14 protein-coding genes are annotated in these 19,141 nt (G+C 76.0%); 7 read left to right on the top strand and 7 right to left on the bottom strand.

The window, feature by feature from the left end:
- Nucleotides 1-151: 151 nt before the first annotated feature.
- Genes efeU through efeB form a run of 3 tightly spaced genes read left to right on the top strand, consistent with a single transcriptional unit; the run spans nucleotide 152 to nucleotide 3,364 of the window.
- The gene (gene efeU / locus BM093_RS28055; protein WP_093352911.1) at nucleotides 152-979 is read left to right on the top strand and encodes an iron uptake transporter permease EfeU; all 828 of its coding nucleotides are present in this window, start codon (nucleotides 152-154) and stop codon (nucleotides 977-979) included.
- 13 nt (nucleotides 980-992) lie between these two features.
- Nucleotides 993-2,135 carry an iron uptake system protein EfeO gene (efeO, locus tag BM093_RS28050; RefSeq protein ID WP_093352906.1) on the top strand — a complete coding sequence of 381 codons (1,143 nt, stop codon included), beginning with the start codon at nucleotides 993-995 and terminating at the stop codon, nucleotides 2,133-2,135.
- The gene (gene efeB, locus BM093_RS28045) at nucleotides 2,132-3,364 is read left to right on the top strand and encodes an iron uptake transporter deferrochelatase/peroxidase subunit (protein ID WP_093352902.1); all 1,233 of its coding nucleotides are present in this window, start codon (nucleotides 2,132-2,134) and stop codon (nucleotides 3,362-3,364) included. The genes efeO and efeB overlap by 4 nt, the downstream gene beginning before the upstream one ends.
- Before the next feature lie 84 nt (nucleotides 3,365-3,448).
- Here efeB and BM093_RS28040 read toward each other — a convergent pair whose 3' ends face one another.
- From BM093_RS28040 to BM093_RS28015, 6 genes are all read right to left on the bottom strand, one after another.
- A complete protein-coding gene (locus tag BM093_RS28040) occupies nucleotides 3,449-4,186 on the bottom strand; it encodes a lysozyme family protein (protein ID WP_177238750.1) in 738 nt (245 codons plus the stop codon).
- A gap of 40 nt (nucleotides 4,187-4,226) precedes the next feature.
- Nucleotides 4,227-5,156 carry a nucleoside triphosphate pyrophosphohydrolase gene (locus BM093_RS28035; protein WP_093352898.1) on the bottom strand — a complete coding sequence of 310 codons (930 nt, stop codon included), beginning with the start codon at nucleotides 5,154-5,156 and terminating at the stop codon, nucleotides 4,227-4,229.
- A complete protein-coding gene (locus BM093_RS28030; protein WP_093352894.1) occupies nucleotides 5,156-6,073 on the bottom strand; it encodes a SurA N-terminal domain-containing protein in 918 nt (305 codons plus the stop codon). The genes BM093_RS28035 and BM093_RS28030 overlap by 1 nt, the downstream gene beginning before the upstream one ends.
- 53 nt (nucleotides 6,074-6,126) lie before the next feature.
- Nucleotides 6,127-9,681, bottom strand: coding sequence for a S41 family peptidase (locus BM093_RS28025; RefSeq protein ID WP_093352890.1), 3,555 nt, complete (start codon nucleotides 9,679-9,681; stop codon nucleotides 6,127-6,129).
- A gap of 43 nt (nucleotides 9,682-9,724) precedes the next feature.
- Nucleotides 9,725-13,348 carry a transcription-repair coupling factor gene (mfd, locus tag BM093_RS28020; protein ID WP_177238752.1) on the bottom strand — a complete coding sequence of 1,208 codons (3,624 nt, stop codon included), beginning with the start codon at nucleotides 13,346-13,348 and terminating at the stop codon, nucleotides 9,725-9,727.
- 181 nt (nucleotides 13,349-13,529) lie between these two features.
- Entirely contained in the window at nucleotides 13,530-14,471 is a 942-nt protein-coding gene (locus BM093_RS28015; protein ID WP_177238749.1) for an alpha/beta fold hydrolase, read from the bottom strand.
- A 375-nt stretch (nucleotides 14,472-14,846) separates the two neighbouring features.
- Here BM093_RS28015 and BM093_RS28010 point away from each other — a divergent pair, with 375 nt between their 5' ends.
- Nucleotides 14,847-16,202, top strand: a complete 1,356-nt coding sequence (locus BM093_RS28010; RefSeq protein WP_093352879.1) for an amidase — start codon at nucleotides 14,847-14,849, stop codon at nucleotides 16,200-16,202.
- Nucleotides 16,203-16,212: 10 nt separating this feature from the next.
- On the opposite strand, the gene BM093_RS28005 is transcribed toward BM093_RS28010, so the two are convergent.
- Nucleotides 16,213-17,040, bottom strand: coding sequence for a siderophore-interacting protein (locus tag BM093_RS28005; RefSeq protein WP_177238748.1), 828 nt, complete (start codon nucleotides 17,038-17,040; stop codon nucleotides 16,213-16,215).
- Between the two features lie 204 nt (nucleotides 17,041-17,244).
- Here BM093_RS28005 and nthA point away from each other — a divergent pair, with 204 nt between their 5' ends.
- The 3 genes from nthA to BM093_RS27990 are packed head-to-tail and all read left to right on the top strand — an operon-like array spanning nucleotide 17,245 to nucleotide 18,786.
- Nucleotides 17,245-17,814, top strand: coding sequence for a nitrile hydratase subunit alpha (nthA, locus tag BM093_RS28000; protein WP_093353031.1), 570 nt, complete (start codon nucleotides 17,245-17,247; stop codon nucleotides 17,812-17,814).
- Entirely contained in the window at nucleotides 17,811-18,485 is a 675-nt protein-coding gene (gene nthB, locus BM093_RS27995; RefSeq protein WP_093352871.1) for a nitrile hydratase subunit beta, read from the top strand. The genes nthA and nthB overlap by 4 nt, the downstream gene beginning before the upstream one ends.
- A complete protein-coding gene (locus BM093_RS27990; RefSeq protein WP_245773854.1) occupies nucleotides 18,472-18,786 on the top strand; it encodes a nitrile hydratase accessory protein in 315 nt (104 codons plus the stop codon). Before nthB ends, BM093_RS27990 begins: the two co-directional genes overlap by 14 nt.
- The last annotated feature ends 355 nt before the right edge of the window (nucleotides 18,787-19,141 follow it).

Here is a 19,141-nt window from a genome sequence, read left to right as displayed (position 1 = left end):
AAGCGGACTCCGCGCCTGCTCGGGCCTCTTCGACCGCAAAGCCGACACGGCCCTTCCGGCACCCCATAGCCGAGGCTAGCCTTCGCGCTGGGCAGCGCACCCTTGCCGCGCGTCTGCCGTCATCGGCACGAGGTCGGGAAGGACCCGCGTCATGTTCGGAAACGCGCTGATCGGGCTCCGCGAGGGGCTCGAGGCCGCGCTCGTGGTGGCGATCCTCGTCGCGTTCCTGGTCCGCACCGGCCGCCGCGCGGAGCTGCCGCGGGTGTGGCTCGGGGTCGGGCTCGCGGTCGCGGTCAGCATCGGCGTCACGCTCGGGCTCACCCTGACCCGGCAGGCACTGACGTTCGAGGCACAGGAGGCCCTCGGTGGGTCGCTGTCGATCGTCGCCGTCGGCTTCGTCACCTGGATGATCTTCTGGATGCGCTCGCACGGCCGGACGCTGTCGGCCGAGCTCGAGGGCAGGCTCGATGCGGCCGTCGCGATGGGCCCGTGGGCGGTCGTCGTGATGGCCGCGCTGGCCGTCGGCCGGGAGGGGTTGGAGACCGCGGTCCTGCTGTTCGCCGCCGCGCAGGCCGCGGGCGGGACCGCGGGCCCGCTGGCCGGGTTCCTGATCGGGCTCGCGGTCGCGGTCGTCATCGCGTACCTGATCTACCGCGGGGCACTGCGGCTCGACCTGGGCCGGTTCTTCACCGTCACCGGCTTCCTGCTGATCTTCGTCGCCGCCGGCATCCTCGCCTACGGCGTGCACGACCTGCAGGAGGCCGGGATCCTACCCGGCCTGACCACACTGGCCTTCGACGTCAGCGCGGCCGTCCCGCCCGACTCCTGGTACGGCACGCTGCTGAAGGGGATCTTCAACTTCTCCCCGCGGACGACCGTGCTCGAGGCCGTCGTCTGGACGGTCTACGTCGTGGTGGTCCTGGCGCTGTTCCTGCGCCCGGCCCGCCGTCCCGCGCGCCGCGCCCCCACCACCCCGTAACCGCAGGAGAACCATGTCCCCGCACCCGCGCACGGCCGCCGGCCTCGCGTCCCTCGCCCTCACCGCCGCCGTCCTGGCCGGCTGCACGTCCACCGCACCGGACGCCGGCGGTGGCCCCGGGCCGATCACGGTGACCGGCACCGACACCGCGTGCGAGGTCTCCGCCGCCCAGGCGCCCGCCGGGACCATCACCTTCCGGGTCACCAACGCCGGGTCGAAGGTCACCGAGTTCTACCTCTACGGCACCGGCGACCGGATCATGGGCGAGGTCGAGAACATCGGCCCCGGACTGTCCCGCGACCTGATCGTCGAGGTCCCCGACGGCGGGCCGTACACCACCGCCTGCAAGCCCGGAATGTCCGGTGAGGGCATCCGGGCACCGTTCACCGTGACCGGCTCGGTCGCCCGGTCCACCGACGGCGACGCCCGGCTCGCCGAGGCCACCGCCGGCTACTCCCGCTACGTCGCCTCCCAGGTCGGGGAGCTGGTCCCGAAGACCCAGGAGTTCGCCGACGCGGTCACGGCCGGCGACGTGGAGCAGGCCAAGGCCCTGTACCCGGTGGCACGCACCTACTGGGAGCGGATCGAGCCGGTCGCCGAGTCCTTCGGCGACATCGACCCGAAGATCGACGGCCGGGAGGACGACGAGCGCGACCCCGGCGTGCCGTTCACCGGCTACCACCGCCTGGAGAAGGACCTGTGGGTGACCGGGCTGCAGCCGGACTCCCCGGCGATCGCCGACCGGCTCGTGGCCGACATCGGCGATCTCGCGGACCGGACGACGACCGTCGAGCTCACCCCGGTGCAGCTGGCGAACGGCGCGAAGGAGCTCCTCGACGAGGTCGCCACCGGCAAGATCACCGGTGAGGAGGACCGCTACTCGCACACCGACCTGTGGGACTTCCAGGCCAACGTGGAGGGTTCGCAGGCGGCGGTCGCGGCGCTGCGGCCGGTGATCGACGCCAAGGACCCGGCGCTCGGCCCGGTGCTCGACGAGCGCTTCGACGCCCTCGACACCCTGCTGCAGGGCTACCGCGCCGGCGACGGCTACGTGCTCTACACCGAGCTGACCCCGGACGACGTCCGGAAGATGACCGCCGCCGTCGACGCCCTGTCCGAGCCGGTCAGCAAGGTCGCGGGGACCGTGACGGCATGAGCCCGTGGCAGGTCTCCCGGCGACGGCTGTTCGGGCTGGCCGGTGCCGGGGCGGCACTGGCCGGTGCGGGCGCGGCGACCGGGTACGGGCTGTCCGCGGCGGCCGGTCCCGGAACCGGTGTGATCGCCTTCCGCGGCGAGCGCCAGGCCGGGATCGTCACCCCGGCCCAGGACCGGATGCACTTCGTCGCCCTGGACCTGACCGGCACCGACCGAGGCGCCGTGGGGGACCTGCTGCGCCGCTGGACGCTCGCCGCCGAACGGATGACGGCCGGGCTGGAGACCGCCGACGGCGATGCCGTCCCGGCGAACCGCTACGTCGCACCGGCCGACACCGGGGAGGCGCTCGGGCTCTCGGCGGCGTCGCTGACGCTGACCTTCGGCGTCGGGCCGGCGCTGTTCGACAAGCTGGGGATCACCGACCGGCGCCCGGCCCCGCTGGCCGAGCTGCCCCGGTTCCAGGGCGACCGGCTCGACCCCGCGCGCTCCGGCGGCGACCTGTGCATCCAGGCGTGTGCCGACGACCCGCAGGTCGCGGTGCACGCCGTGCGGAACCTGGTGCGCGAGGGCTTCGGCGTCACCGAGGTCCGGTGGTCGCAGCTGGGGTTCGGACGGACCGCGTCGACCTCGACCGCGCAGGCCACGCCCCGCAACCTGTTCGGGTTCAAGGACGGCACCAACAATCTCAAGGCCGAGGAGCCGGAACTGCTCGACGAGCACGTCTGGGTCGGCGCCGAGGGCCCGGACTGGCTGCGCGGCGGCACCTACCTGGTCGCCCGCCGGATCCGGATGCACATCGAGACCTGGGACCGCTCCAACCTCGACGAGCAGCAACAGATCATCGGCCGGGACAAGGGCGAGGGCGCCCCGCTGACCGGGACCGGTGAGTTCGACCCGGCGGACCTGTCCGCCACGGGGCCGGACGGGCCGGTGATCGCCGACGACAGCCACGTCCGGCTCGCGTCGGCGCAGGAGAACGGCGGGGTGCGGCTGCTGCGCCGCGGCTACAACTTCGTCGACGGCTCCGACGGGCGCGGTCACCTCGACGCCGGCCTGTTCTTCGTCGCGTTCGTCCGCGACCCGCAGTCCCGGTTCGTGCCGATGCAGCGCACGCTGGCCCGCTCGGACGCGCTGAGCGAGTACCTCGAGCACACCGGGTCGGCCGTGTTCGCGGTGCCGCCGGGGCTCGCCGACGGCGACGACCACTGGGGTCGTGCACTGCTCGCGTGAACGCCGCTCGCGCGCCGTCCCGTAGGGCACCGTTCCCGTAGGGCTCCGTCCCCGCAGGGCGCTGCACCCACAGCGGCGCTGCGCTCAGCGCCGCTGCGGGCCGGGCTCCGGGGTGCGCTGCGCGTAGTCCGCGGCGGCCGACCAGACCTCGCGGGCGTAGCTGCCGGAGGCGTTGTAGCCGAGCACGCCGTCCCACCAGTCGTCGCCGTCGGTGACGTCGCGCTCGCCCGCGCACAGCAGGCCGGCGGCGGCCAGTGCCGCGTCGTCGACCTGTTGCGGGTCGGCGACACCGTCGCCGCCGCCGTCGGTGCCGTACCGCGCCCAGGTCTCGGGCAGGAACTGCATCGGTCCGACCGCCCGGTCGAGGACGGGGTCGCCGTCCAGCCGGCCACCGTCGGTGTCGGCGACCCGGCGGGTGCCGTTCGACCCGTCGAGCGGGATGCCGACGATCGGCGGCTCCACCCGGCCGTCCGTGCCCGGGTCGGCGCCGTCGATGCGGGCGTGCCGGGACTCGACGCGGCCGATGCCGGCCAGCGTCGACCAGCTCAGGCCGCACTCCGGGGTGCGCTCACGCTGTTTCAGCTCGGCGTTGGCGTACGCCTGCAGGGTGCGCTCCGGGATGCCCGTTCCGCGGGCCGTCTCCCCCGCCCAGGACGCCGGGTCGGTCCCCGCGGCGAGCGGCGCGGTCGCCGGCGGCGGGCTGTCCCGGTCGACCGGGGTGCCCGGGCCGCGGGGGCCCGGGAGCTGCCCGGCGACCAGCACGACCAGCGCCACCAGGACCGTGATCCCGACCAGCGCCGCGAGCAGCGAACGGATGCGCACTCACCTCACGGTACGCACGCGCCGCCGCCCGGGACCGCCGTCAGGGGGTGTTCCAGTACCGGCGCCAGTCGTCGGCGGTCAGCGCGTGCGGGTCCTTCCCGTCGGCCGCGGCGGCCTTCTCCGCGGCCCGGACCCGGGCGTCGAAGGCCCGGGCCGCGGTGCGCAGCGCCGCCTCCGGGTCGCCCCCGCCGAGCTGGACCGCGGCGGCCAGCCCGAACAGCCGCTCGCCGGGCCCCCCGCCGTCGGGCAACAGCTCGGCCGGCAGGCCGGCTTTCGCCGTGCGCGAGGCGAGCTTGGCGGCCAGCGCCACGGCCGGCTGGGCGGTCGCGACGCCGTCCACACTGGACTCACGCTGTTTCTCGGCACGCTTGAGCTCGTCCCAGCGACGATCCTGGTCCGCGGCGGTGGCGACGGCCTCACCCGCGGCGAACACGTGCGGGTGCCGCCCGACCAGCTTGTCGACCAGGCCGGTCGCGACGTCGTCGATCCCGAACGCGGAGTCCGGGTGCTCGGTGGCGACCCGGGCGTGGAACAGCACCTGGAGCAGCACGTCGCCGAGCTCCTCGCGCAGCTCGGTGCGGTCACCGTCCTCGATCGACTGGTAGAGCTCGTAGCACTCCTCCACCAGGTAGCGCAGCAGCGACTCGTGGGTCTGCTCGGCGTCCCACGGGCAGCCGCCGGGTGAGCGGAGCCGGTCCATCACGGCGACGGCATCGAGCACGCCGTGGCCGACAGGCGGAGGGACGGGGGCCGGGTTCTGCTCCGCGGCGGGGTGCCCGGCGGCGACGAGCAGCACCGTGTCCGCGGGCAGCGCCGCCGGGTCGGTGCCGTCCCAGTCCTCGGCACCGGCGGCGGTGCCGGCCTCGAGCTCCGGCACGGCGAGCACCCTGGCCGCCGCGCGCAGCGCCGGTAGCGCGGCCGCCGGGAGGGCGGCGCCGCGCCGGGGGCAGACGACGATCGTGGCGGCCATCAGGGCGCCGCCGGGGCCGGGGTGCCGGTGGGCAGCACGAGGGACGCCTCCTCCTCCGAGGGCACCGCGAGCATCCGGACCGCGTCCCAGGTGCCGTAGCGCGGGTTCAGCTCGACGCCGGTGTCCAGCGCGGTCGGGGTGAGCAGCCGGACCCCGGCCTCGGCGAGGGTCTGCTGGTCCAGCTGGGCGGCCGCGTTCGCCTCCGGCGCGGGCGGCGGAGCATCGAGGGTGCGGTCGGTCACCCGCACCACGACCCAGCCCTGGCCGGTGCCGAGCTGGAACGCGGCGACCCGGCCGGCCGGGATCCCGATCAACGGGGTGAGCGCGGCCTGCGGGGTCTCGGCCGGGCGGATCGAGAGCCCGCGCTGTGTGGTGCCCGCCCCGGCCAGCGCGGCCTCGGCACGTTCACCGCCTGCGGCGACCTCCTCGGCCAGCCGGAGTGCCTCGTCCCGGCTCTGGGCCACGGCGACGTCGGCGGTGACCGCGAGCCGGTCGATCTGGGCGCGGGCCAGCGCGGTGAGCTCCAGGTCGTCGCGGACCGAGGCCCGCGCCCCGCCGACCGCCAGCGAGCCCGCGGTGACGGCCTCCTCGCCGCCGGCCCGCTCGAGCTGGTCGGTCACCTGCTGCTCGGTGACCGTGACGCCCTGCTCGGCCACGGCGCGGCCGAGCAGGTCCCGGATGACGAGCTGGGACACGACGGCGCGGCCGATGTCGGCCTGCGAGCCGCCCTGTGACTCCAGCCCCTCGACGAGCCCGGGCCGGGTGAGCACCGAGGTGATCGCCGGCTGGACCTCCGCGAGCGGGATCGAGGTCTGTCCGACGATCGCGGCCGAGTCGACCCGGCTCGGCCCGGTACCGCACCCCGCGGCGAGCGCCCCGGCGACCACGAGGGCGGCGATGATCCTGCGAGTCCGCACCCGGTCACCTTCTCACGGGGTGTGGCGTCGATCTCCCCCGCCCGCCGCGGCCCTCAGCCGGCCGGGCGCGGTGGCAGCGCCGGGCGCGCCATCGACGGCCGGGTCGTGACGTCCGGTGGCCGGGCGGGCGGGTGCTCCTCGAGCCGGGCCAGTGCGAGCTCGATCGCCCGGTCCAGCTGCGGGTCCCGGCCCGCCGTGCGGTCCTGCGGGGTCACCACGACCTCGATGTCGGGATCCACGCCGTGGTTCTCCATGCCCCAGCCGACCCCGTCGAACCAGGTCGCATACCGGGGCTGGGTGATCCGGGTGCCGTCGACGAGCCCGTACCGGCCGTCGATGCCGATCACGCCGCCCCAGGTGCGGACGCCGACCACCGGCCCGATGCCGAGCCGTTTGATCGCCGCGGTGACGATGTCGCCGTCGGAGCCGGAGCGCTCGTCGGCCAGCGCCACGACCGGCCCGCGCGGCGCCTCCTCCGGGTACGTCGACGGCGCCCGGTGCCGGGGCAGGTCCCACCCGATCACGGTGCGGGCGAGCTTCTCCACCACCAGCTGGGAGGTGTGCCCGCCGCGGTTGCCGCGGACGTCGAGCACCAGCCCGTCCCGGGCGGTCTCGCGGGCCAGGTCGCGGTGCAGCTGCGCCCAGCCGTAGCCCATCATGTCCGGCACGTGCAGGTAGCCGAGCCGGCCGCCGGAGCGGTCGGCGACCTCGGCCCGCAGCCGGGCCACCCGATCCTGGTAGCGCAGCTCGGTCTCGGAGTCCAGCGGCCGCACGGCGACCCGGCGGACGGTGCCGGCGTCGTCGCGGTCCGGGCCGGAGCGCACGGTCAGCTCCACGGTGCGCCCGGCCGCGGACAGCAGCAGCGGCGCCGGCCCCCAGTGCGGGTCGACCGGGGTGCCGCCCACCTCCAGCAGGACGTCACCGGCCCGGATGTCGACACCGGGCGCGGACAGCGGGCTGCGCGCGGCGGGCGCCGACGTCTCCGGCGGCAGCACCCGGGTCACCCGCCAGCCGGCCCCGCCCGTCCCGGGTTCGAGGTCGGCACCGAGCAGGCCGGGCCGGCCGGTGCCGTCGCCCGCCGGGCGGCCGCCGATCACGTAGGCGTGCGAGGTCCCGAGCTCGCCGTGCAGCTCCCACAGCAGGTCGAGCAGGTCGTCGTGGCTGCCGACCCGGTCCACCAGCGGGCGGTAGCGCGCGGTCTCGGCGGCCCAGTCGACCCCGGCCATGTCCTCGACCCAGAAGTGGTCGCGCATCAGGCGGGCGGTCTCGTCGAACATCTGCCGCCACTCCGCGGACGGGTCGATCGTGACGACCAGCCGCCGGGTGTCGATCTCGAACTCGTCGCCGCCCGCGCCGGAGTCCGGCGCCGAGGAGCTGCTGCGGTCGGCGCGCAGCAACCGCACGGTGCCGCGGTCGCGCACCACGATCCGGGTGCCGTCGCCGCTCACGGCGAAGCCGGACGCCGGGTCGGCGATCTCGGTGGCCGAGCGCCGCGCGAGGTCGAAGCGTTCCAGCACGGCGCGTTCCCGCTCGGCGTCGGCGTCGGCGAGGCTGTCGCCGAGCACGCCGCCGCCGGGCAGCCGCAGCCAGACCAGCCCGTCCTTCACGGCGGTCAGGCCGTGGTAGCGGGCCGCCTCGACCGGGATCCCGACGACCCGGTCGGCGAGCCCCTCGGCGTCGACGACGACCTCCGGCGGGGCGTCCCGGTCGTTGCCGCCCGTGCGGCCCGGCTTCGCCCCGGGCGCGGACGCCGGCGCAGCCGGTTCCGGTACCGCGGACGCGGTGGCGACACCGGGTGCGGCGACACCGGGTGCGGCGCCACCCGGCGCGCCGTCCCCGCCCGCGTCCCCCTCGTCCGGCTCCGGCTCGGGCGGAGCGGCCGGCGGGTCCTCCGGGCCCTCGTCGGACGGGTCCACCGGGCGGCCCTCCGGGCTCTCCCCGAACGGCGAGGGCGTCCGCGCGGCCAGCGGCACCAGGAACGGTTTCCAGCCGGTGCCGAAGGTCAGGTCGAACGAGTGCTGGTCGTAGGACGGGTCGAACACCCGCCGGGACAGGAACGCGAGGTGCTTGCCGTCGGTGGTGAACACCGGGTCGCTGTCGTGGAACCGGGCGGGGGTGACCTCGACGTGCCCGCCGTCGGCGACCCGGGTGAGCACCACCCGGGACAGCCCGGCCTCGGTCGGGTCGCACCACGCCAGCCAGGCCGAGTCCGGCGACCAGGCCACGTCGAACGGCTCACCGGCCGCGCCGCGGGCGAGTTCGCGCAGCTCACCGGCATTCCGCACGGCACCGGTGGCCGGGGCGTCCACCACCCCGTCCGGGGCCGCGGCCGGGCCGGGGGCGGGGCCGGTGTGCAGCACCAGCAGCCGCCCGTCGTGCGTGATCAGCGCGACCGCCGTGCCGTCCGGGGCCGGGGCCAGCTCGAGCACCCGGCCGAGCTGCCCGGCCGCGTACCGCGCACGTTCCGGGGCGGACGGCGCGTGCGGGTCCAGCGGCGCGACGCACACCGCCTCCTCCCCCGCGGCGTCGTCGATCCACACCGCGCGGTCCTCGCCGAGCGGGTGCGCCAACCGGGCCCGCACCCCGGGTTCGGCGAGCAGCGCGCGGGCCGGGCCGTCGCGGTGGGTCAGCCGGTGCACGGTGCCCCGCACCCCGACGATGCTCGCCCGGCCGGTCCGGTCCGGCCGCACCGGCCCGAGGTCGGCCGGGACGGCGGCGCGGAACGGGTCGCGGGCCGAGCGCGGGCCGCCGAGCCGGACGTCGATCCGGCGGGGCCGCGAGTCGGCCTCGAGACCGTCGAGCAGGAAGATCTCGCCGGCGCACTCGTAGACGACCCGGCGGCCGTCGGTCGTGGCATGGCGGGCGTAGAAGTCGGGGGTGCCGGAGCCGGCGCCGTGGTCGGTGTGCCGGCGCAGGCCGGCGAGCGGGTCGGCGCCGGTGCCGCCGGACAGCGGGACCGAGTAGACGTTGCCCCACCCCTCGTGGTCGGAGACGAACGCCAGCCGCGGCCCGCCCGCGGTGTCGACGATCATCGGGCACTCGAGCTGGCCCGCGAGACCGGCGAGCACCCGGGTGAACTCGCCCGACCCGTCGGCGTCCAGCCACAACCGGCCGGCCCGCCCGCCCCGGTAGCGCTTCCAGTGCGCGGCGTCCCGGCCGCCCTCGACCTGCGTGAGGATGCCGGGGCCGCCGGGCTGGTACGCGAGCGCGGTCAGCGAGCCGTACGGCAGCCGCCGCGGTGTCCCCCCGCCGGCCGGGATCGCGTACGCCCAGCTGCGGGAGGTCGGGTCGTCGTGCGCGGACAGCGCCACGACCTCGCCGCCGGGCGTCCAGCCGCCCGCCCGGGTGAGCGGGTCGCCCCACCACGTCAGCCGCCGCACGCCGCCGCCCTCGAGGTCGGACCGGTAGACCTCCCAGACGCCGTCGCGGCGGGAGGCCCAGGCCACGGCGGACCCGTCCGGGGAGATCCGCGGTGCGAGCGCCGGCACCTCGTCGGCGGTCAGCCGGTGGGCCCGCCCGCCGTCGACCGGGGCTGCCCACACATCGTCCTCCGCGACCAGGACGAGGGTGTCGTCGTGCAGGTGCGGGTGACGCAGGAAGGACGGCATGGACCGAACCTAACCCGGGGCACCGACATCGGCGGTGCCCCGGTCAGCCGGAGCTGTGCACCGGGGTGGAGCTCGGCACGATCTGCAGCAGCAGCTCCGCGCACCAGCCGAGCAGCTCGACGTCGCGCATCGGGGCGCCGCCGATCCGGCCGCCCGGCACCGGCTTCGGCACCGTGATGAGCTGGGCCGCCGCCTTGTACTGGGCCTTCGGGTAGAGCCGCTTGAGCTTGAGCTGCGCGGAGTCGGGCAGCTGCATCGGGCCGATCCGCAGCTGGGTGCCCGCCGAGGCCACCTCGCGGATGCCGAGCCGCCGGCACAGCTGGCGGAACCGGGCCACCTCGAGCAGGTTGTGCACCGGTCTCGGCGGCTCACCGTAGCGGTCGGTCAGCTCCTCGACGATGGCCGACAGTGCCGCGTCGTCGGGCGCCTCGGCGATCTTGCGGTAGACCTCGAGGCGCAGCCGCTCGCCGTCGACGTAGTCGTGCGGGACGTGCGCGTCGACCGGCAGGTCCACCCGCACCTCAACCAGCTGCTCGTCCTCGACCGACGCCCCGGTCTCCCCGCCGGCCTGCTTGCGGAACGCCGCGACCGCCTCGCCGACCAGCCGGATGTAGAGGTCGAACCCGACGCCGGCGATGTGCCCGGACTGCTCGGCGCCGAGGATGTTGCCCGCGCCGCGGATCTCCAGGTCCTTCATGGCGACCGCCGCACCCGAGCCGAGCTCGGAGTGCTGGGCGATGGTGGCGAGGCGGTCGTGCGCGGTCTCGGTCAGCGGGTGCTCGGGCGGGAACAGGAAGTAGGCGTACCCGCGCTCGCGGCCGCGCCCGACCCGGCCGCGCAGCTGGTGCAGCTGCGAGAGCCCGAGGGTGTCGCTGCGCTCGACGATCAGCGTGTTGGCGTTGGAGATGTCCAGGCCGTTCTCGACGATCGTGGTGCAGACCAGCACGTCGAACTCGCGGTGCCAGAACGCGTTGACCGTGCGTTCCAGGAGTTCCTCGTTCATCTGGCCGTGCGCGACGGCGACCCGGGCCTCCGGGACGAGGTCCTGGACGTGCTTGGCGGCCCGGTCGATCGAGGAGACCCGGTTGTGCACGTAGAAGACCTGGCCGTCGCGCAGCAGCTCGCGCCGCACGGCGGCGGCGACCTGCTTGTCGTCGTAGCCGCCGACGTAGGTCAGCGTCGGGTGCCGGTCCTCGGGCGGGGTGGTGATCGCCGACATCTCCCGGATCCCGGCCAGGCTCATCTCCAGGGTCCGCGGGATCGGCGTCGCCGACAGGGTCAGCACGTCGACGTGCGCGCGCAGCGCCGTGATGTGCTCCTTGTGCTCGACACCGAAGCGCTGCTCCTCGTCGACGACGACCAGGCCGAGATCCTTCCAGCGCACCCCGCCCTGCAACAGCCGGTGGGTACCGACCACGATGTCGACGTCGCCCGCGGCGAGCTTGTCGAGGGTCTCGCGCGCCTCGGCCGCGTCGGTGAACCGCGAAAGCCCGCGCACGGTCACCGGGAACGCCCGCATGCGCTCGGCGAACGTGGTCAGGTGCTGGGTGGCCAGCAGCGTGGTCGGGACGAGCACGGCGACCTGCTTGCCGTCCTGCACGGCCTTGAACGCGGCCCGCACCGCGATCTCGGTCTTGCCGAAGCCGACGTCGCCGGAGATCACCCGGTCCATCGGGACCGGCCGCTCCATGTCCTTCTTGACCTCGTCGATCGCCGAGAGCTGGTCCGGGGTCTCGGTGTAGGGGAAGGCGTCCTCGAGCTCGCGCTGCCAGGGGGTGTCGGCGCCGAACGCGTGCCCCGGCGACGCCTGCCGGGCCGCGTAGAGCTGCACCAGCCCGGCCGCGATGTCCTTGACGGCCTTGCGGGCACGGCCCTTGGTCTTCGCCCAGTCGGCGCCGCCCAGCTTGTTGACCGCGGGCTGCTCACCGCCGACGTAGCGGCTGATCTCGTCGAGCGCGTCGGTCGGGACGAACAGCCGGTCGGCGGGCTGCCCGCGCTTGGAGCTGGCGTACTCCAGCACCAGGTACTCGCGGGTGGCGCCCTGGACGGTGCGCTCGCGCATCTCGATGAAGCGCCCGATGCCGTGCTGGTTGTGCACGACGTAGTCGCCCGGCTGCAGGGCCGCCAGGTCGACGGCGTTGCGCCGGCGCGGGGTGGTCTTGCGCGGCGCGGCGTCCAGCCCGGCCCGGCTCCCGGTCAGGTCCGCCTCGGAGACCAGGACCACCCCGATCTCGGTCGCGGAGAACCCGTTGAGCAGCCGTCCGCAGGTGACGGTCACGACGCCCTTCTCCGGCGCGTCGGCCAGCGTCGGTACCGCGGTCGCGGGCACCTCGGCGTCGCGCAGCTGCTCCAGCGACCGGTCCGCGGTGCCCTGCCCGGCCAGGACCAGCACCGCCGCGCCGCCGGTGGCGACGTGCGCACGCAGGTCGGTCAGGGCCCGGTCGGTGTCCCCGCGGTAGGGCTCGATCTCGTGCACGGCCGGGACGACCGCCTCGTCGGAGCCGGACAGCAGCGGCGACAGCGTCACCACCGGGCGGCCGCTGCCGGTCGCGTGCTCCAGGGTCGTGGTGAGGCCGCGGTACGCCGAGCCGGACACGTCGATCGGGGCCTCGCCGCCCGCCCCGGTCGCCAGCCAGGACGCCTCCAGGAACTCCTGCCCGGTGCGGACGAGGTCCGCGCAGCGGGTGCGGATCCGCTGCGGGTCCGCGACCAGCACCCGCGAACCGGCCGGCAGCAGATCGGTGAGCACCTGCATCTCGGCTCCCACCAGTGCCGGGATGAGCGACTCCATCCCCTCGTCGGGGATGCCCTCGGCCAGCTTCTCCAGCAGCTCCCGCAGCGGGTTGCCGCCCAGCCCGGCGGTCTCGGGCTGCTCGGCGGCCAGCGCCGCGGCCCGCTCCCGGACCGGGGCGGTGAGCAGCAGCTCCCGGCACGGCGGGACGACGACCTGCTCCACCTCCCCGACCGAACGCTGGTCGGCGACCGAGAACGCGCGGAGCTCGGAGACCTCGTCACCCCAGAACTCGATGCGCACCGGGTGCTCGGCGGTCGGCGGGAAGATGTCGAGGATGCCGCCGCGCACGGCGAACTCGCCGCGGGTGGTGACCATCTCGGCGCGGGAGTAGGCGAGCTCGACGAGCCGCTCGAGCAGCTGCTCGAAGTCGTGCTCGGTCCCGACCGCCAGCCGGATCGGCGCGAGCGCGCCCAGGCCCGGGGCGACCGGCTGGATCAGCGACCGCGCGGCCGTGACGACCACCCGTGGCGCGGTGGCGGCGTCGGCGAGCCGGTGGAAGATCGTCAACCGGCGGGCGACGGTGTCCGGCCGCGGCGAGAGCTTCTCGTGCGGCAGCGTCTCCCACGACGGCAGCACGACGACGGGGGCGCCCGCGCTGTCGGCGACGGTGTCGGTGGCCGCGTCGAGCGCCTCGCCGTGGCCGAGCAGGTCCGACACCGCGGCGGCGAGGTCCTCGGCCTCCCGGTCGGTGGCGGTCACGGCGAGCACGCAGGAGTGCTCGGCCAGGCCGGCGGCGAGCAGCGGGCGCAGCGCGGCCGGGCCCTCGACCTGCACGGCCGGGGTCTCGCCGGTGCGCGTCTCGGCCGAGCGGGCGGCGTCGACCGCGGCACGGAGGCCGGGATCGGACAGGGCGGAGGTGAGCAGACCGGACAGGATGGCCACGGTGGCGCGGACTCCTCGGGACGGGGCTGGTGCTGGAGCACGGGACAGGCCCCGGCCCGGGCACGGGACGGGGAGTCCTCCCCGACGATACGCCGCTGCTCCGGCCGGGTCCTCCCGACCTGGTGGCCGGGAGGACCCGCACCCCGTCACGGGGCGGTGCGTACCGCCGGGGTCAGCGGCCGGCCGGGCGTGCCGCCACCGCCGGCGCGGTCCCGGCGCCTACTCCGGCCCCGGCGGCGACGCCGCCGTTCTCGAGCCGGTCCAGCAGGCCGGGCACCGCCCCGGGACATTCGTAGGGCACCAGTGCGCCGGCGCCGGGCACGGTGGCGACCTCGGCGCCGAGCATGCGGCGCACCGCGGCGTCCAGGCGCCCGTCGCCGAGCACCGGGTCGTGCTCGCCCACCGCGATCAGGCACGGCACCCCGCGCCAGCGCGGGACCCACTCGGGCCGCGGCGGCGGCGTGGTGCTCATCGCCACGTGCCGGTCGACCAGGTCGAGCCATTCGACCAGCTCGGCCGGGGGCTGCCAGCCCGGCGCGGCCAGCGTGCTGAGCAGGTGCTGCGAGCCGGAGCGGCCACGGGCCAGCCGCCAGGCGGCCAGCGCACCGGCCACCCGCGGCGTCCAGGCCCGCCGGACGACGCCGGTCGGGCCGAGCAGCAGCAGCCCGCGCAGGTGCGGGGCCGGGTTCGCGGCCAGCGCCACGGCGGCACCGAACTCGTGCGCGACGACGGTGACCCCGCCCGGGGACCGGCGGGCCACGTCGGCCAGCAGCGTGTCGATCCACGCCCCGTAGTCCCGCATCCGGTCGGTGTTGGGCCACCCGCCCGAGGCCAGGCCCGGCTCACCGGGGAGATCGACGGCGACCACCCGGCGCCGGGTGGCGAGCTCGGCGATCAGGTCGGCCAGGGTCGCGGCGTTGGCGTGCCGTCCGGGCAGCAGCACGACGGTCCGGTCGTGCTGTTCACCGGCGATGACGACGTGCGCGGCGTGGTACTCGGCGCCGTCCGGTCCGGGCCAGACCTCACGCCGGTGCTCCGGGAGCCGCTCGTCGAGGCGGTGCTGACACCAGGACCGGACGGCGGATTCGCCGGTCCTGCTGCGGTAGATCCACACGGTGCGTCCCCATGCTTCTCTCGCGGGCACACGGGTGTCCCCCGGCCGTGCCCGCTGGGCTTGTCTGGATTGTCGGCCGTCGTGCGTCGGACGGCGTCACCGGTGCCGTCACGGCAGGGGTGCTCGGCGGGGACGGCGGCGTCCCCGCCCCGGGCCCGGTCTCCTCCCGGGTCGGTGCAGGACGACCGGCCCGCTCCGCTCCTGGCCGGTCGGCGGGCTCGGTCGTTCCGGGACTCGCTCGTCCCGAACCACGAGCATCGACCCGGCGCTCGGGGCCGTCAAGGCCGCGTCCGCCACACCAGCCGCGCGCCCCGGTTGCCGGAGCCCGGAAACCGGAGCGGGGCCGACCGGGGTTCCGGGCTACGGTCGGCGCCGATGGCCGTGCCCCGATCCACCCCAGGAGCCGAGCCGCGGGCCGCCGTGCGCGCCGGGGCCGCGCCCGCTCGCGTCGAGCCCCGGCAGGACCCGGTCGAGCACGTCGCCGAGGCCCTCGAGCGGCTCGCCGGCGACCCCTACGGCGCGGTGGTGACCCTCGATGCCGACCGTGCCCTGCGCGACGCCGCCGCGCTGCGCGACGAGCTGCGCCGCACCGGACCGCGCGGGCCGCTGCACGGCGTCGCGGTGGGGGTGAAGGACCTCATCGACGTGGCCGGGCTGCCGACCCGGGCCGGGTCGGCGGTGCGCGCGCGGGCCGCGCCCGCCGACCGGGACGCACCGGTCGTCGCCCGGTTGCGGGCGGCGGGGGCCGTGGTGGTCGCCAAGCTGCACACGCACGAGTTCGGGCTCGGCCCCACCGGCGACGTCGCCGCCGAGGGGCCGGCCCGCAACCCGCACGACCCCACGCGGATCGCGGGCGGCTCGTCGTCCGGGTCGGCGGTCGCGGTCGCCGCCGGGTACCTGCCGCTGGCGCTGGGCACCGACACCGGCGGCAGCGTGCGGATCCCGGCCGCGCTGTGCGGGGTGATCGGGCTCAAGCCGGCCCGGGGCGTGCTCCCGGCCACCGGGACGGTCCGGCTGGCACCGTCGCTGGACACCGTGGGCCTGCTCGCGGCGGACCCGGGCACGGCGCTGGCGGCCCGGGCCGCGCTGGCCGGCGACCCCGGACGGCCCCGGGGCCCGCGCGGGGCCCGGGTCGGGCTGGCGGTCGATCCCTACTGGACGGCGGCCGAGCCGGCGGTGCGCGCGGCGGTGGACCGCGCCGCGGCGGCGCTGGAGGCGGCCGGGGCCGAGGTCCGCGAGGTCGGCACGCCGGGCATCGACGAGATCGCCGCCGCCTACATGCCGATCCTCGGGGCGGAGGCCCACGCCCGGCACGCCGCCACGCTCGCCGAGCGGCCCGGGGACTACCAGCCCGAGTCCGCGACCGGGTTGTCCCTGCTCGCCGGGGCGCCGCCGGACGAGCACGCCGCGGCCCTGCGCACCGCGCGGCGGGTCACCGACCGGCTGGCCGGGCACCTCGCCGGGTTCGACGCGGTGCTGACCCCGGCCACCCGGGTCCGCGCCACGCCGCTCGGTGCCCGGCTCGTCGACGTGGCCGGCGAGCGCAGCACCGTCGCGGCGGCGCTGCTCGAACCGGCCCTGCCGGCGAACGTGACCGGGTGGCCCGCCCTCAGCGTCCCGGTCGCCGGGCCGGGGCTGCCTGCCGGGGTGCAGCTGCTCGGGGTCGGCGACGACGCCGACGAACGGCTGCTGCTCGAGCTCGCGGAGACGGTGACCCACGCCCCCGGGTGAGGGGCCGGGGTCAGAGGAGCCCGTCGCGCTCCAGGGTCGCCTCGTAGAGGTCCAGCGTCTGTTCCTCGTCGCCGGCGCCGGCCGTCGCGGCGTCGGTGTAGGCGCGCTCGTAGCGCTCCTTGTTCTCCGCCCACCGGCGACGGAAGGTGTCGGCGTCGCGGCGCCAGTAGCCGAGCACCCCGTACGCCGACGCGGGCAGCTTCCGCTCGTGGCGCAGGTGCTTGCGGGCGGCGCGGGTCGCCGCGGCCTCCCCGCCGACGTAGATGTACCCGGGCCCCTCGGGCAGCTCCAGCCCGGCGACGATCTCGGCGAGCCGGCTGGTGTCACCGGTGACCGGCTCGTGCCGCAGGCGTCCGCCGCGCGGGAAGTCGGCCGGGATCTCGTCGACCTCCAGCACGACCTCGGTGTCGATGCCGGGCGGGGTCTCCGCCACGACCCGGGCCAGTGCCGGGACGACGGCGGCGTCGCCGACCAGGATCTGCCAGCGGGCGTCGGCCGGGCGCCGGAACCAGCTGTGCGAGCGGGAGACGCCGAGCTCGTCGCCGACCCGGGCCCGGCGTGCCCAGTCGGCGCCGACCCCGCCGGGATGGCAGACGAGGTCGATCGACGCCCGGGTGCGGCACGGGCTGATCTCGCGCAGGGTGTACCAGCGTCCGTACTCGTCGCGGCCACCACCGGTGAGCGGGAAGTGGAACACGCACGCCTCGTCGGGCGCGCCGGGCAGGCCGAGCCGGCTGAGCGCGTCGCCCTCGATCTCGGCCCGCACGAACGTCTCGGACAGACGCTGCAGACCCACGACCCGGACGTCGGTCCGCTCCTCGGTCACCGCTGCGGTCACGGCGTCGCCTCCTCGATCACATAGAGCCCGATCACATCGAGCCCGGCCACACAGGGCTCGATTATGTAGGTGAGCCTCAGCTAAACATGTGTGCCGTCGCCGTGCCAGGGCCGCCGGCGCCACACCGGCGCCACCCGACGGGCACCGATGTGACCCTCGACTCACCATGACCGAATCGTTAGCGTCGGACAGGTGAGCGGGGAGATGCGGGCGGTCGATGCGCGGGTGCGGGCTCTGGAGTCGATCCTGGTCGAGAAGGGCTACGTCGACCCGGCCGCGCTGGACGAGATCATCGAGACGTACCAGCACCGCGTCGGCCCCCGCAACGGCGCGCACGTCGTCGCCCGGGCCTGGACCGACCCGGCCTACGCCGAGCGGCTGGCGGCGGACGCGACCGCGGCGGTCGCCGAGCTCGGCTACGGCGGTCGCGGCGGTGAGCACCTCGCGGCGGTGTTCAACTCCGCACGCGAGCACCACCTCGTGGTCTGCACGCTGTGCTCCTGCTACCCGTGGCCGGTCCTCGGACTGCCGCCGGTCTGGTACAAGTCACCGGCCTACCGGTCGCGGGCGGTGCTCGAGCCCCGCGCGGTGCTCGCGGAGTTCGGGACGGTGCTCGACGACGACGTCGCCGTCCGGGTCCACGACTCCACCTCCGAGCTGCGCTACCTCGTCGTCCCGCAGCGGCCCGCCGGGACCGACGACTGGCCGGCCGACGCGCTCGCCGCGATCGTGTCGCGCGACTCCATGATCGGCACCCGGCTGGTGTCGGTGTGAACGGCGCGCACGACCTCGGCGGCGCGATGGGGTTCGGCCCCGTGCTCGGCGACGGCGGGGAGCCGGAACCGGAGGACGTGCGGTTCCACGCCGGCTGGGAGCCGCTCGTGCTCGCCCTGACCCTGGCCGCGGCGCGGCCGGGCGGGTGGTCGATCGACGAGTCCCGGCACGCCCGCGAATCGCTGCCACCGCCGCTGTACCTGAGCCTGACCTACTACGAGATCTGGCTCGCGGCGACCGAGAACCTGCTGGTCGCGCACGGTCTCGTCGGCGCCGACGAGCTCGCCGCGGGCCGCTCGCTGCGGTCCGGGGCCCCGGCCCCGGAGCCGCTGGACGCGGCGGCGGCCGCCGAGGTGCTGGCGACCGGCGCCCCGACCGGGCGCCCGGAACCGGCGCCGCCGCGGTTCGGGCCGGGCGACCGGGTCCGGGCCCGGGTGGTGCACCCGCGCGGGCACACCCGCCTGCCCCGCTACGTCCGCGGCCGCTGTGGCGTGGTCGAGTCGCGGCGCGGGGCGCACGTGCTGCCCGACTCCCGCGCGCACGGCAACGGCGAGGCGCCCGAACAGCTCTACACCGTGGTGTTCACCGGCGCGGAGCTGTGGGGCCCGGACGCGGAGCCGACGACGACGATCTCCGTCGACGCCTGGGAGAGCTACCTTGAGCACGCCTGAGGGTCCGGTGTTCGACGAGCCGTGGCAGGCGAGCGCGTTCGCGCTGGCGGTGGCGCTGCAGGACCGCGGGGTGCTGGACCGGCGCGACTTCGCCGTGGCGCTGGGCGGTGAGCTCGAGTCCGGCCACGACTACTGGGACGCCTGGCTCGCCGCGCTGGAGCAGCTGCTCGCCGAGCACGGCCTCACCAACCCCGGCTCGCTCGACGAGCGCACCGCAGCCTGGCGGCGGGCCGCCGCGGCCACCCCGCACGGCTCGCCGGTCACCCTCGACGCCGACCCGCAGCGGCTCCGCCACCCGTGAGTGGTTATCGCGGTCAGAGACCCCATGGCCGCTACCGCTGGCCGCCTTGAAGGATGAGAATCGGTGCGGGGTCGGCTGAGCTCGTTCTTGCTTGGTGCGCGAGAGCCTGTGTCAGAGACTGATGCCAGGGGCCTTCCCGGCACCTCGAATTGTTGTCTCGTGCACGCCTTACAGCGTCGTTGATCGGTCGGCCCCGCCGGCCCCACCCCTGTCCGGGAGCGGGGCGAGGAGGCCACGGATGGACACGCTGATCGAGCGGTGCGCAGGTATCGACATCGGTAAGGACGAGGTGGTCGCGTGCGTCCGCACACCGAACCCGGACGGCCGTAGGCGGGTCAAACAGACCCGCACGTTC

This window comes from Pseudonocardia ammonioxydans, from assembly GCF_900115005.1.
GTDB lineage: Bacteria > Actinomycetota > Actinomycetes > Mycobacteriales > Pseudonocardiaceae > Pseudonocardia > Pseudonocardia ammonioxydans.
Note: the sequence above shows the minus strand (reverse complement) of the source record. Positions and strands in the feature narration are given on the sequence as shown.

Bases quoted from the DNA above. Each gene is read 5' to 3' on its own strand.
- efeU (WP_093352911.1), top strand. From the start codon at position 152: ATGTTCGGAAACGCGCTGATCGGGCTCCGCGAGGGGCTCGAGGCCGCG.
- efeO (WP_093352906.1), top strand. From the start codon at position 993: ATGTCCCCGCACCCGCGCACGGCCGCCGGCCTCGCGTCCCTCGCCCTC.
- efeB (WP_093352902.1), top strand. From the start codon at position 2,132: ATGAGCCCGTGGCAGGTCTCCCGGCGACGGCTGTTCGGGCTGGCCGGT.
- BM093_RS28035 (WP_093352898.1), bottom strand. From the start codon at position 5,156: ATGGCCGCCACGATCGTCGTCTGCCCCCGGCGCGGCGCCGCCCTCCCG.
- BM093_RS28025 (WP_093352890.1), bottom strand. From the start codon at position 9,681: ATGCCGTCCTTCCTGCGTCACCCGCACCTGCACGACGACACCCTCGTC.
- BM093_RS28010 (WP_093352879.1), top strand. From the start codon at position 14,847: ATGGCCGTGCCCCGATCCACCCCAGGAGCCGAGCCGCGGGCCGCCGTG.
- nthA (WP_093353031.1), top strand. From the start codon at position 17,245: ATGCGGGCGGTCGATGCGCGGGTGCGGGCTCTGGAGTCGATCCTGGTC.